14 protein-coding genes and 1 pseudogene are annotated in these 14,316 nt (G+C 31.1%); 11 read left to right on the plus strand and 4 right to left on the minus strand.

What is annotated here, in order from left to right:
• Positions 1-415: 415 nt before the first annotated feature.
• The 6 genes from K337_RS0114740 (at position 416) to K337_RS0114765 (ending at position 6,943) form a co-directional block, all read left to right on the plus strand.
• Positions 416-1,939, plus strand: coding sequence for a glutathione ABC transporter substrate-binding protein (locus K337_RS0114740; protein WP_028857274.1), 1,524 nt, complete (start codon positions 416-418; stop codon positions 1,937-1,939).
• A gap of 77 nt (positions 1,940-2,016) precedes the next feature.
• Positions 2,017-2,943 carry a nickel ABC transporter permease gene (gene nikB / locus K337_RS0114745; protein WP_028857275.1) on the plus strand — a complete coding sequence of 309 codons (927 nt, stop codon included), beginning with the start codon at positions 2,017-2,019 and terminating at the stop codon, positions 2,941-2,943.
• Positions 2,944-2,958: 15 nt separating this feature from the next.
• Positions 2,959-3,870 carry an ABC transporter permease gene (locus K337_RS0114750; protein ID WP_051251817.1) on the plus strand — a complete coding sequence of 304 codons (912 nt, stop codon included), beginning with the start codon at positions 2,959-2,961 and terminating at the stop codon, positions 3,868-3,870.
• 25 nt (positions 3,871-3,895) lie between these two features.
• Positions 3,896-4,879, plus strand: coding sequence for an ABC transporter ATP-binding protein (locus K337_RS0114755; protein ID WP_028857277.1), 984 nt, complete (start codon positions 3,896-3,898; stop codon positions 4,877-4,879).
• 72 nt (positions 4,880-4,951) lie between these two features.
• A complete protein-coding gene (locus K337_RS0114760; RefSeq protein ID WP_425414024.1) occupies positions 4,952-5,860 on the plus strand; it encodes an ABC transporter ATP-binding protein in 909 nt (302 codons plus the stop codon).
• Positions 5,861-6,067: 207 nt separating this feature from the next.
• Positions 6,068-6,943 carry an alpha/beta hydrolase gene (locus tag K337_RS0114765; protein WP_037029975.1) on the plus strand — a complete coding sequence of 292 codons (876 nt, stop codon included), beginning with the start codon at positions 6,068-6,070 and terminating at the stop codon, positions 6,941-6,943.
• 88 nt (positions 6,944-7,031) lie between these two features.
• Here the strand turns inward: K337_RS0114765 and K337_RS19665 are convergent.
• Together K337_RS19665 and K337_RS0114770 are read right to left on the minus strand one after the other, a co-directional pair.
• Positions 7,032-7,151 (minus strand): annotated as a pseudogene (locus K337_RS19665) (hypothetical protein); the annotation flags it as partial.
• A 25-nt stretch (positions 7,152-7,176) separates the two neighbouring features.
• Positions 7,177-8,319: a replication initiation protein gene (locus K337_RS0114770; RefSeq protein ID WP_028857280.1), complete on the minus strand. Its 1,143-nt coding sequence runs from the start codon at positions 8,317-8,319 to the stop codon at positions 7,177-7,179.
• 270 nt (positions 8,320-8,589) lie between these two features.
• Here K337_RS0114770 and K337_RS0114775 point away from each other — a divergent pair, with 270 nt between their 5' ends.
• From K337_RS0114775 to K337_RS0114795, 5 genes are read left to right on the plus strand one after another with little or no spacing between them, the layout of a single operon-like run.
• On the plus strand, positions 8,590-8,898 hold the full coding sequence (locus K337_RS0114775) for a PTS sugar transporter subunit IIB (protein ID WP_028857281.1): 309 nt from the start codon (positions 8,590-8,592) through the stop codon (positions 8,896-8,898).
• Positions 8,899-8,908: 10 nt separating this feature from the next.
• Positions 8,909-9,208: a PTS lactose/cellobiose transporter subunit IIA gene (locus K337_RS0114780; protein ID WP_037029977.1), complete on the plus strand. Its 300-nt coding sequence runs from the start codon at positions 8,909-8,911 to the stop codon at positions 9,206-9,208.
• 53 nt (positions 9,209-9,261) lie between these two features.
• Positions 9,262-10,596 (plus strand): PTS cellobiose transporter subunit IIC, encoded by a 1,335-nt coding sequence (gene celB / locus K337_RS0114785; protein ID WP_245584902.1) that lies wholly within the window; start codon positions 9,262-9,264, stop codon positions 10,594-10,596.
• Between the two features lie 23 nt (positions 10,597-10,619).
• The gene (locus K337_RS0114790; RefSeq protein ID WP_028857284.1) at positions 10,620-11,702 is read left to right on the plus strand and encodes a DUF871 domain-containing protein; all 1,083 of its coding nucleotides are present in this window, start codon (positions 10,620-10,622) and stop codon (positions 11,700-11,702) included.
• 27 nt (positions 11,703-11,729) lie between these two features.
• On the plus strand, positions 11,730-12,752 hold the full coding sequence (locus K337_RS0114795) for a TonB-dependent receptor (RefSeq protein ID WP_028857285.1): 1,023 nt from the start codon (positions 11,730-11,732) through the stop codon (positions 12,750-12,752).
• 67 nt (positions 12,753-12,819) lie between these two features.
• Here the strand turns inward: K337_RS0114795 and K337_RS0114800 are convergent, their stop codons facing one another.
• On the minus strand, positions 12,820-13,269 hold the full coding sequence (locus K337_RS0114800) for a MarR family winged helix-turn-helix transcriptional regulator (protein WP_051251818.1): 450 nt from the start codon (positions 13,267-13,269) through the stop codon (positions 12,820-12,822).
• Positions 13,270-13,329: 60 nt separating this feature from the next.
• Positions 13,330-14,307 (minus strand): DUF2955 domain-containing protein, encoded by a 978-nt coding sequence (locus tag K337_RS0114805; RefSeq protein WP_028857287.1) that lies wholly within the window; start codon positions 14,305-14,307, stop codon positions 13,330-13,332.
• Positions 14,308-14,316: the final 9 nt, after the last annotated feature.

The raw sequence follows: 14,316 nt of genomic DNA on the forward strand, positions 1-14,316 counted from the left end.
ATTTTTTTTCCTTTTATTATAATAAGAGAAAATATAAACTAAATATAATTTATGGGGGGGAATAAGAATGCACAGTCGAATTTCTTATAAAGCTCTAAGAAATAAAATGATAAATTAAAATAAATTTTGAATTTATTTTATTTAGAGGTAGACTTTATTATAGATAGCTTTTTTCTTAGAAAAATAATATTTTTTTTAAATTTGATCTCCCAATAAAAATTTAATTTTATTTGTTGGAGGATTACGAGTGTTATTTTTTTAGTATTTACTGTATATCAGTTATAAATATTCGGTAATTATACAAAAAATAAGGAAATAGTACACTTGTTTATTTTTTTTGTTGACAAATAAGAAAAAATGAAGTAATATTATCTTAGAAAGAGCTTAAAAAAATAAGAGGAAATAGGGAGGAAATATGAAAAAAGTTTTATTATTGATTTCATCATTGGTTGTCTTATTAACACTAACAGCCTGTGGTGGCGGGGAAAAAGAAACTAAGGTAAAAGATACATTGGTGGTAGCTCAAGGGGCTGACGCTAAATCATTGGATCCACATGCATCAAATGACCAACCATCATCTAGAGTATCGGCACAAATTTATAATGGTTTGGTATCGACTGATGGAGATATGAATATTGTACCTGCACTTGCTGAATCATGGGATCAACCAGATCCGAAAACAACTATCTTTCATTTAAGAAAGGGAGTAAAATTCCACAATGGAGAGGAATTAAAAGCATCAGATGTTAAATTTACAATTGAAGGGATGTTAGCTTCACCAACAATTCATCACATTATAGAAGCTGTAGATAAAGTTGAAGTAATAGACGATTATACAGTTAAGATCATTACAAAAGAACCATTTGGACCATTATTACATCATTTAGCACATACAGCATCTTCTATCTTAAACGAAAAAGCTGTTACTGAAGCTGGAGACGACTATGGACAAAATCCAGTAGGAACAGGACCATATGCATTTGTAAAATGGGATTCTGGAGATAAAATTGTGTTAAAAGCAAATAAAGATTACTTCTTAGGAGCTCCTAAAGTTGAAAATGTAATCTTTAGAAATATAACTGAAGGAACAAACAGAACTATTAGTTTAGAAACTGGAGAAGTAGATATCGCATATGATATTGAACCTATTGACAAAAATCAAGTTAAAGGTAATGAAAATTTAGACTTAATAGAAGAAGAGTCGTTATCTATGGCATATATCGGATTTAACTTCGATAAAGCTCCATTTGATAATAAATTAGTTAGACAAGCTATTGGACATGCAATAGATGTAGATATCATCATCGATGTAGTATTAGATGGTGCTGGATCAAAAGCAAATTCACCTATCGGACCAAAAGTATTTGGATATGATAAAGATGCAAAATCATATGATTATAATCCAGAATTAGCTAAGAAATTATTAGCAGAAGCAGGATATGCAGATGGCTTCAAAACTACAATCTGGACAAATGATAACCCAGTAAGATTACAAATTGCAACTATTGTACAGGATCAATTAAAACAAGTAGGAATAGAGATGGCAGTAGAACCAGTAGAATGGGGAGCTTATTTAGATGGAACTGCAAGAGGAGATCATGAGATGTTTATCTTAGGTTGGGTTACTACAACAGGAGATGCTGACTATGGATTAAATGCCTTATTTAATAGTGCTAACATCGGTGGAGCTGGAAACAGATCTTTCTATGCGAACAAAGATGTAGACAAGTGGTTAGATGAAGCAAAATCATCTACAGACCCACAAGAAAGATTAGAATTATATGCTAAAATTCAAAAGCAAATCATGGAAGACTTACCAGTAGATCCATTATATTACCAAACAATGAATGCTGGTATTAATAAAGATGTAAAAGGATTTAAATTAAATCCAGCAGGACATCATAAGATCTACGGAGTATATTTTGATCAACAAAAATAATCTTAATTGCCCTCTGAAATAATTAATTTTAGAGGGTAATTTTTTTAAGAAATAAATGTAAAAATCAGGGAGGGAACATGCATAAGTATATATTTAAAAGATTATTATTATTGATACCTGTTTTATTAGGTGTATCATTTTTAGTATTTTCAATAATGTCATTTACACCTGGAGACCCAGCTCAACTTATTTTAGGAGAAAGTGCTCCTGAGGCACAGGTTTTAGCATTAAGAGAGGAAATGGGATTGAATGATCCATTCATAATGCAGTATGGAAGATTTGTTCTAAACGCAGTACAAGGCGATTTTGGAAGATCATATACAAGTGGTAGAGAGGTATTTGGTGAGATATTCCAAAGATTTCCAAACACATTGATCTTAGCAATAATTGGTGTAATAATAGCAATATTAATTGGTATACCAGTAGGGATTATATCAGCGACAAAACAATATTCTATAATGGATAGTACCAGTATGATTGCAGCACTTTTAGGTGTAGCAATGCCAAACTTCTGGTTAGGACTTATGTTGATCTTATTTTTCTCAGTAGGATTGGGATGGCTACCATCAGGTGGATTTGGTGGCTGGAAGAGTTTGATCCTTCCGTCAATTACATTAGGAACAGGAGCAGCAGCAATAATTACTCGTATGACTAGATCGTCGATGTTAGAAGTAATTAGACAAGATTACATTAGAACAGCTAGAGCCAAGGGAGTTACTGAGAAAAAAGTTATAAATAAGCATGCTTTGAAAAATGCATTAATTCCAGTAATCACAGTTGTAGGATTACAATTTGGATACCTATTAGGTGGAGCTGTACTTACAGAAACTGTTTATTCTTGGCCGGGAGTAGGAAGAATGATGGTAGAAGCTATTAGAAGTAAAGATACACCAGTTGTATTAGCAGCGGTTTTATTCCTTGCGACAACGTTCTCAATAGTAAATTTATTTGTAGATATATTATATGGATTTGTAGACCCTAGGGTAAAATCTCAATATAAATAAAAGGAGGATTTAATTATGTCAGAAGTACTAAGCAGTGAAAATATAGAGAAAAATTCTTCTGTTGAAACTGTAAATAAAAAAAGAAGTCAAATGGCTGAAGTGTGGAGAAGGTTGAAAAAAAATAATATGGCTATGGCCGGTCTTGCAATCTTAGGAGTAATAGTATTGTTAGCAATTTTTGCTGATGTTATTGCACCATACGACAGTGTAGCAATAAAGCAAAATTTAAAAGATAGATTACAAAGCCCAAGTGGAGCACATATTTTTGGAACAGATGAATATGGTAGGGACATGTTTGCCAGACTTATTCATGGTGCTCGTGTATCACTACAAGTTGGTATTTTAGCTGTGGGAATCTCTATCGTTATTGGTGGAACATTAGGAGCAGTAGCTGGTTATTATGGTGGTAAACTAGATAACGTTGTCATGAGAATCATGGATGTTTTCCTTGCAGTACCTAGTATCTTATTAGCTATTGCCATCGTTTCGGCATTGGGGCCAAACTTATTTAATCTTATGCTTGCAATCAGTATATCTTCAGTTCCAGGGTATGCAAGAATTGTAAGAGCATCTGTAATCTCAATAAGAGACCAGGAATTTGTAGAAGCTGCAAAAGCCATTGGGGCAGATGATTTTAGAATTATATTTAAACATATCATACCAAATGCACTTGCTCCAGTAATCGTTCAAGGAACACTAGGAGTAGCAGGGGCAATACTTTCTACAGCTGGACTTAGTTTTATAGGAATGGGAATTCAACCACCCGCACCAGAATGGGGAGCAATGCTTTCTGGAGGTAGACAATACCTTAGATATGCACCTCATGTAACGACTATTCCAGGTATAGCAATAGTAATTACTATCTTAGCTTTAAACTTAGTTGGAGATGGACTTAGAGATGCATTGGATCCAAGATTAAAATCTTAATTAAATAAAAAAGGAGACACACCTTATGAGTGATAAATTATTAAATATAAAAGATCTTACTATTCAATATAAGACTGAAGACGGAGTAGTAAAAGCAGTAAATGGTATAAATTTAGATTTAAAAGAGGGAGAAACATTAGGTCTAGTAGGAGAAACTGGAGCAGGAAAAACTACAACAGCTTTAGGAATGATGAGATTGATCCCAAATCCTCCAGGAGAAATAATGAGTGGAAATATTGAATTTGAAGGAAGGGATTTATTGTCACTTTCTGAAGATGATATGAGAGGAATTAGAGGAAACAAGATCTCTATGATATTTCAAGATCCAATGACATCATTAAATCCAGTATTGAGTGTTGGGGAGCAAATATCAGAAGTAATCTTAATTCATCAGGATATAAATGTTGAAACAGCAGTTGATAAAGCTAAAGAAATGCTGGAGTTAGTAGGTATTCCAGGAGCAAGATATAATGACTATCCCCATCAATTTTCTGGTGGAATGAAACAAAGGGTGGTAATTGCCATTGCACTTGCGTGTAATCCAAAGTTGCTTATAGCGGATGAGCCTACAACAGCTTTAGATGTTACTATCCAAGCTCAAGTATTGGATCTTATGAACAATTTGAAAGAAAAGTTTAAAACAGCTATGCTTATGATTACACATGATCTAGGTGTAGTAGCTCAAGTTTGTGATAAAGTAGCTATAATGTATGGTGGAGAAATTATAGAGTATGGAAAGATAGAGGATATATTTGAATCTACAAAACATCCATATACAATGGGATTATTTGGTTCTATACCAAGTTTAGATAGTGATGTTACTAGACTTAACCCAATCAAGGGAAGTATGCCGGATCCAACAAATCTACCTTCTGGATGTCCATTTCATCCTAGATGCGATAAAGCAAGAGATATTTGTTCTAGCAGAGTACCTAAACATACAAATGTTGATGGACACAGAATTAAGTGTCTAATGTTTGAAGAAGATATTAAACAAGAATGGATATAGGGAGGAATAAAGGTGGCAGATAAAATATTAGAAGTAAGAAATTTAAAAAAACATTTTAAAACTCCTAAAGGGATGCTGCATGCAGTAGACGGGGTAAATTTTTCTATAGAAAAAGGTAAGACTCTAGGGATAGTAGGAGAATCTGGGTGTGGTAAATCTACAACTGGAAGAGTAATTCTTAGACTTTTAGAAGCTACAGATGGAGAGATATTTTTCGAAGGTCAAAGTATAAGGGAATTTGATAAAAATCAAATGAGAAAATTAAGAGAAGATATGCAAATAATATTCCAAGATCCATTTGCCTCTCTAAACCCAAGAATGACTGTAAGTGAGATTATAGGAGAACCATTAATTATACATAAATTAGTTAGCAACAAAAAAGAGTTAAGTAGTAAAGTGAAGGAATTGATGGACTTAGTAGGATTAAGTCAAAGATTATTAAATACATATCCCCATGAATTAGATGGTGGAAGAAGACAAAGAATTGGTATAGCTCGTGCATTGTCATTAAATCCAAAGTTTATTGTCTGTGATGAACCTGTATCAGCATTAGATGTATCTATCCAAGCTCAAGTTTTGAACCTTATGCAGGATCTACAACAAAAATTGGGATTAACTTTTATGTTTATCACTCATGATTTGTCTGTAGTTAAGCATTTTTCAGATGATATTGCAGTAATGTATTTGGGTCAATTAGTAGAGAAAGCACCATCTGCTGTATTGTTTAAAAATCCAAGACATCCATATACAAAAGCTCTACTCTCTGCGATACCAGTAGCAAGCCTAAAGCATAAGATGGATAGGATTGAGTTACACGGAGAGATAACTTCTCCGATAAATCCAGAAGAGGGGTGCAGGTTTGCAAAGAGATGTGCATATGTTAGACCTGAATGTAGTCACGGAGATCCTGTATTAAATGAAATTTCAGATGGACATTTTGTAGCATGTCATCTAGTAGATAATTTAGTACAAAATAGATAGAATTAAAATTTAAAAAATCAGGAGAATTTTTTCCTGATTTTTTAATGTGAATAATTTTGTATTTTCCAGTCTTCTTTCAAAGGTCTTAATAGGATAGAAGTAATTGTAGAATAAGTTCTATTCTATATTTTACTTTTTTATTGAACTTTTTCTTAGATTAAAGTATAATTATAGTTGATTTTTGGACAATTAAATAGGAGGAACAAGATGATAAAAGAATTAGAATTTTATTCAGATGGATATAAACTTAAAGGAAACCTCTATCTTCCAGAGGGGTATAATGAAGAGAACCCTCTTCCGCTCATCCTCCTGTGTCATGGTTTTGCAGGAGTAAAAGAACTTCTTCTTCCCAACTATGCACTAAAATTTGCAGACAAAGGATATGCCGCTTTTACATTTGATTACAGAGGCTTTGGAGGCAGTGAGGGGCCAGCGGGACAGATTATTCCAGAGGAACAGGTTAGAGATATAAGAAATGCAATAACATTTATCAGTTCTCAGTCAGAAATCGACTGCGACAAGATCGGATTGTGGGGAACATCTTTAGGAGGAGCCAACGCTCTTATGACCTCTGCTGTGGATGACAGAATAAAAGCACTTAGTGTACAGATAACATTTGGAGACGGTGAAAGAAACAACACCTATAACCTCTCAAAAGAGGATAAAGAAAAAAGAGCACACTCTCTGAATAAATCTTTACTGGCTGCTGCAACGAAGAATAAAGTTATGAAGCTGCCATTAAAAAAGATTCTTTCAGATACACAGTCTAAAAAGTTTTTTGAGGAGTACAGTCCTTTATTTCCAGAGGCTCTCAAAGCAAAAATACCTTTTATTACCACTAAGTATATCGATGAGTGGAAACCTGAAAACTACCTTCATAAGATAGATATTCCTGTATTAGTGGTAGGAGCTACCAATGACATGGTAAATCGTCCTGAGGAATCTAAAGAGATATTCAATAAGCTTTCTACTAAAAAGAAAAAACTTCTTATGGTAGATTCTACTCATTATGACATCTATATCGATGAAGATCTGGATAAAGTAAGCTGTGAGCAGCTTAAATGGTATGAGGAGAATCTATAATTTTTTAAACTTAGTTAATATAATGTAGGTTTGAAAAATTATATAAAAAGAGAGAGTTTAATTTAAACTGAACCCTTTGTCAAGAACACTAAAAAAGATGGTTATATATTCTTAAAAGATGATTTCTGTATTGTGCAGGAGTCATCTTTTTTAAGTTTCGTTGATACCTATAGTTAGAATAGTAATACATATATTTAGGTAGTTCTTTCTTTATATAATGTTTTTTAAAGGCTTTAAACTTCTTCTTTTAAATTCATATATATTTTTATACTAGACTTTTCTTTGGAATTAAATCTGACTTTTATTTTCCATGGGAATATATTGTAGTTAAAAATTCCATTCATCCTTAGATGTTGCAATTCTTTCAAAAAATAGTAGTTATAACTGAAATTAAAAATAGAAAGTTCCTTATATAATCGCCCTTCAATCTTAAAACAAGAGGTGAAATTTTCAGAGATATCTATAATTTTTACAGTTTCATCTTTTAATCTGTAGTGACTTTTTAATGCGGCCTCTAAAAAAACATCAATAGGGGGAGCAAAATTTAATTTAATTTTATCAATTAATTTTAAAATTATTTGTGGTTCTCCTTCATCTAGAGAAGATTCAATTAATTTACTTATTTTAGGTATATCATGGATCTTATTTTTAATTGAATGTATGGTTATATTTGTATTTTTTAAAATTTCATCTTTTTCACTATCGATAAATGAAAACTTTAAACATGTTATTTTATTTGTTTTTCCTTGACCATTTTTAATTTTTTCATAATGGATATGGATTTTAGAAGACTTATTTATATCGTTGATAATAGGTTTTATAATATTTTTTTCAAAATCATAAAATCTTTCATAATAATCATCTTCAACTCCTAGGATTTCTTTTAATTGAGTTATATTATACTCAAATTTTTTAGAGTCATAGTTTTCAATTATTTTGGGGTAAAAATTAAATGTATGTTTTTCTTTAAACCTTATGAACGTTGATAGATCTATTCTATGAAAGATAGATTTTTTATCCAATGAGTAGATCAGCTCCAAAGGAGGAGTGACATATACTCCATCATTTTTAAGGTAGATAGAGTTCAAAAGATAAAATTCTCCTTGAATAGTTTCTTTCTCTAAATTTATCAATGTAAAAAACATTTTTTTCTTACTCAGTCTCAAAATATTTTTCTTTATTTCTAAAATATCTTTAGATTTATATATTCCATATAGTTCACCTAAAGAAAAAAAAGCTATATGAGAATTAATTGATATTTTTTTTATCAATTTATCCAAAAATATTTTTTCTTTTGATTTTAATTTAGGTTCGATTTTTAGAGAAAATGATTTCTCAAATGATTCTGCATCTAAAAAAATAGAATTTTTTGACATTTTTTACAACCTCCTAAAATTATTTTGTGGATTCTAAGGGTTAAATCTTTAATATTTGACGAAATAAATATAAAAGTTAATCGTTATATACTGATTATACTTTGAAAAAAAGTAAAAGTATATATTTTATCAACTAAATTAGACGAAAAAAACTTTTTTTTTGAGGGATTTGCTTTTGAATAGTTCATAATATACACTTGCAGTATAGAAGATGGTTAAAAGAAATTTATTTTAATTTGAAAAAAGAATGGATTCTTAGGAGGGGTAAAAATGAAAAAAATATTATTATTATGTAGTGCAGGAATGTCGACAAGTATAGTAGTAAAAAAAATGAGAGAGGCTGCAGAGTTAAAAGGAATTGAGTGTGAAATAGAAGCAATGGGGTTGGAACAATTTCATTTGAATTTAGATGAGTATGATGTCTTCTTATTAGGTCCACAAGTAAGATTTAAAAAAGATGAGTTAAATAAAATAGCTAATGAAGTTAATAAAACTGTAGAAGTTATCAACAGTATGGACTATGGAATGATGAAAGGGGAAAAAATATTAGATTTTGCTCTAGAGCTAATAGGGAAATAAGGAGGCTATCATGAATAAATTTACAAAAGAAGAACTTATAGAGGGATTTATGCCAATAATTGCAATGGCAGGAACAGCTAAAAGTATAGCTCTAGAAGCTCTTCGAAATAAGGATAAAAGAGGATTATTAGAGGCGAGACAACTATTATTAGAAGCCCATGGGGTACATCATAAATATGTAACAGCAGAATGTGAAGATGATGATAATGTGGTAGTGGAGTTAAATCTAATAATTGCCCATGCTGAAGATCAATATATGTCAGCTGAGACGATTATTTCGTTAGTAGAAATATTATTAGAAGTTATTTAATCTTAAATAAAATATATTTAAAAAGAATTTTTAATTAGTATAGGGGGAGAATAATGAATAAATTTATGACTAAGTTTACAAATTTTACAGAAAAGCATTTGATGCCATTAGCATCTAAGATGGCTAACCAAAAACATCTTACAGCACTAAAAGATGGATTTGTATTTGCCATGCCATTTTTAATAGTAGGATCTTTTATATTACTTTTAGTTAACTTACCTTTTACGGATAAAGCGTCGCCATTATATATGCAGTGGTATGTTGATTTGATGAGTGCTCATAAAGCTAATTGGGTTCAGCCGTTTTATGTCAGTATGGGAGTTATGTCTTTATTTGTGTCTTTTGGAATTGGATACAGTTTATCTAATCAATATAAGTTAAATGGTATTACAGGTGGTTTTTTAACATTATTTACATTTCTTATGACATCGGCAAAACTAGACTGGGTTCCTATGGCAAAAGATCCACAAGTAATTAATGTATTTCATGTAGATGGCGGGTGGATGCCAGTAATGGACGCTAGATATTTAGATGCAAACGGTTTATTTACAGCAATAATAGGTTCATTTATAGCAATTGAGATATATAGGTTTATGGCTACAAAAAAAATGGTGATAAAGTTACCTGATTCTGTTCCCCCAGCAATTGCAAAGTCATTTGAATTATTGACACCAATTATTGCGATAATAATAATTCTTCAACCTATTAATAATTGGGTTCAAAGTACAGGGAAAATGATTCCTAAATTAATAATGGATACTTTTGCACCACTTATTTCTGCATCGGATAGTCTACCAGCAGTTTTATTAATTATTTTAATCGTCCATATACTATGGTTTGCTGGGCTACATGGGGTAAATGTAGTGGTAGCGATCATAAATCCGATTATTTTATCTAATTTAGCAGTCAATCAAGCTGCACTTCAAGCCGGAGATAAAATTCCTAAGATACTAGCCGGTGGTTTTTTAGATGCCTTTGTATACTTAGGAGGTGCTGGTGCAACGTTAGGACTTGCAATTGCCATGTCTAGAAGTAAAACAGATCACTTAAGGTCTATAGGGAAACTTGGGACAATTCCAGGGCTCTTCAATATAAATGAACCCATAATATTTGGAGCTCCTGTAGTTATGAACCCGATATTGTTTATACCGTTCTTAGGAGTTCCAATAATTAATGCAACTATAGCTTGGTATGCTGTAAAAACAGGTTTAGTAGGTAAAATTGTAAGTTTAGTACCGTGGACAACACCAGGACCAGTAGCTGCATTATTAGCGACAAATTTTAGTGTTGGAGCATTGATTTTGAGTGTTGGACTGGTTATATTATCTTACTTTATATACACACCTTTTGTGAAAGTATATGAAAAATCTTTAGAGTTAGAAAATTAAAGATTAAAAAGGAGACTTATAATATGAGAAGATTAGGAATTTCAGTATATCCTGAACATGCTGGTTTAGAAGAAAATAAAAATTATATAGCAATGGCAGCAAAATATGGGTTTGATAGGATATTTACTTGTTTATTGTCTGTAAAAGGCGATCAAGAATCCATAGTTAGAGAGTTTAAAGAGATAATTACATATGCTAAAAGTTATAACTTTGAAGTAATAGTAGATGTAGCACCATGTATATTTAAAGAATTAAAAATATCCTATGATGACTTATCATTTTTCCGTGAAATAGGGGTAGATGGATTAAGGCTAGATGAGGGCTTTTCTGGAGTAGAAGAAGCAATGATGACTTACAATAAAGAAAATTTGATGATTGAGTTAAATATAAGTCAACCAAATAAATATCTTGAGAACATACTATCATATTGTGCTGATATCCATAATATTTTAGGATGTCATAATTTTTATCCTAAAAAAAGAAGTGGTTTAAAGAGGGAATTGTTTTTAGAAACTTCTAAAAACTACAAAAATAATGGAATAAGAGTAGCTGCATTTATAAACTCTACAGTTGCTACCTTTGGCCCTTGGTCGGTTTCTGAGGGGCTATGTACATTAGAGGACCATAGGTATATAGAGGATATTACAGTCCAAGCAAGAGATCTTTGGAATACTGATGTTGTAGATGATGTTATTATAGCTAATTGCTTTGCTTCAGAGGATGAATTAAGGGCATTAGGGGAGCTTAGGAGGGGATTATTGACCTTAGATATAGACTTAGAGGTTGAAGTCTCTGAAATAGAAGCTAAAATTTTATACGATGAACTTCATTTTTACAGAGGGGATGCTAGTGAATATACTATAAGATCTACTATGCCCAGAGTAAAATATAAAGATTATGAAATATCTTCTAAAAATACAAGGAATATAAAAAGAGGAGATGTGATTATTGAGAATTCAAATTATGATAGATATAAAGGGGAATTACATATAGCCTTAAAAGATTATGAAAATGAAGGGAATAGCAATGTAGTCGGTAGGGTTCGTGAAGATAATCTCATTTTCATAGATAAGATTAAATCATGGCAAAAATTTAAATTAAAATAATATATTAATTAAATTATGGAGGGGAAGATGAAAAAAAAATTATCGATATTAGGATTAATTGTATTTTTAGGTACTAATACTTTTGCAGAGGAGGCACCTCAGACATTAGAACAGTTAAAGGCAGAAAATTTAAGTTTGAAAGAAAAATTAGCAAATACAGTACTTGTAGTAGAAGATAGTGGAAAAGCAGAAATAATAAAACAGGGAAATCAAGGAGAAGAATGGCAAATCTCAGCTAGAACTTATATAGAAAAAGAAAAGTATGATCTAGGATCTAAGGATTTTGGAGAAAGTGAAAATATTTTGATGTTTGGGACAGGAATTAATGCTGTTAAGGGGAATTGGGGTTATCACTTAAATGTAGAGCAGAGAGGAACTGGACATATTAATTCTGATGGAGCAGATAATCAAAATACAAGAGTAGATTATAAAATTAGATATCAAGCTACACCAAAAATTGGGGTTGCTTTTAAGTATAGAAGTGAAAGGGGAACAAAAAAAAGAGATGCATATGCAGCAGAACAAAATAGAAATAGAGACAGGGTAGAGTTAGGATTAGACTCTTCATATCAATATGTTTCTGGTTGGTTTGTAGTAGGACATGATGTAGATAGTACTAATGGAGCTAAAAATAAAGGTAATTATTATGAGGGAGATTTAGGTCCAACATTTTCAATCACAGATAATTTTGCATTAAGACCAACGGTCTATTCAACAGGAGAATTTTATAATAATAATGATGAAACTATGTATGATCATCAAGTTAGGTTAATGGGGATTTATCAAGCGACAGATAAGTTAACAATTATGCCTAGAGTTAGATATTCATTACTAAGAGATCTATCAGAAACATCTAAAACTTATGATTATACAAGTGACTATAGAGTAAGAGCAGAATTGTTAGCAGCTTATAAAATTAACGATCAATGGTCGATAGATGGTGGTATAGCTTATGACTGGCAGGATAGAGAATATGATAGAGGAACATATAAAGAGAATAAAAATATAGATATGTTTTGGTATACGGCAGGAGTTAATTACAAATTCTAAAATAATTTTTTAAACTTAGTTAATATAATGTAGATTTGAAAAATCACATGAAAAAAGAGTGTTTAATTTAACACTCTTTTTTTATTTCATTGTGCATATCTTTTATATTTTTAAGAACTTGATCCAATGTGTTTATTGTTTGAAGATACTCTTCTTCTGGGATCTCTTTTACCATATCTTTCAAAAAATCAGCCGCTTCAACTTTAATTACTTTATAAGCTTTCTCTCCTTTAGGTGTCAAATAGAGATTAAAAGCTCTCTTGTCTTTAGCATCGGGTATTTTTTCTATTAATCCGCTCTTCAAAAGCTTAGTAACAGCTTTAGTCGTAGTAGCTCTATCTATCACTAAATATTTACTGAGTGTCATTAGAGAAAGGCCTGGATCTCTTTTTATGGATACAAGAAATGGATATGTTCCTGCTGTTATCCCAGACTCTGTAAGATTATGATTCAATACTGTCATTTGGTGCCTGTAGATTGCTGCTATATATTGCATAATTTCAAATTTTTTTTTCAAAATATTCCACCTCTTTTTAGTTAATCCTTATAACTATTGTATAGGTAATAAATAAATAAATCAATCCTTTTGAAATAATCCAAAAATAAAGATCATAAACAACATAGCACTGCTCAATAAAAATGCTCTCAGTGTAGACTTATACAATGCAGCACCATCTGTTGATAAATAAAGTGTTAATGGAACAATAATCCCTGTAACCATTTTCATATTATGATATGTTTTTTTAGGATGATTAGGACATATTGCCCTTTTAATTATAGGTATAAAGATTAAAAACAGCCCTGATACTAATAAAAAAATATTTTCATTCATTCCAAAAATAAGCAGACTAAAAATGGTCGTTATAATACAGGCTTTGGTGTATGCTTTGATATTTTCTTTTGCTTTAAATTTTGCTTTTTTTATATCAAAATCTCTAAAGAGAGAGATAATAATAATATAAGGAAAAAATGCAAACCGCAGTTCAAATAGCATAAAACACTCCCAAATAATGAGGAGTATAAAAGCATAAAAAATAATTTCTTTATCTGTCATCTTAGCCACTTCACAGGGAAGAGGTTCATCACTTTTTCCCCTGCCTGGAAAAAGAAAAAAGCCCGCTGTCACAATGATAAATACCCATAAAGCTTGAAACCAATATTGATAAACTAATATTTCATAGGAAGATTCAATATAACTTCCAAAAATAGATGACAAATTAAAAGTCATAATAAACATAAGGGCATTCCCGCAATTATGTTTATGTGCAAACAATTTTAATACAGTGATAAATATAGCATATGCTGCTATACTCTGCAAAAAAGGAAATCCATCAAATATTTGGCCATTTAACATTCCTATATAAAATCCTAAACAAATTATCTTAATTTTAAAAAATAACTCCTTAAAATTATATTTTTTCATTCCCAAAGTTATAATTAAAGGAAAGATACATAAAACCATGGGGTTGATAAAATGAAATAATTTAGAAAGGGTAATACCTGATACAGAGGTAAAGAGAAGTCTTCTATATAAATTTTTCAATTCTTTTTCCATAGCACCCTC

It is taken from the genome of Psychrilyobacter atlanticus DSM 19335, assembly GCF_000426625.1.
GTDB classification, from domain to species: Bacteria; Fusobacteriota; Fusobacteriia; order Fusobacteriales; family Fusobacteriaceae; genus Psychrilyobacter; species Psychrilyobacter atlanticus.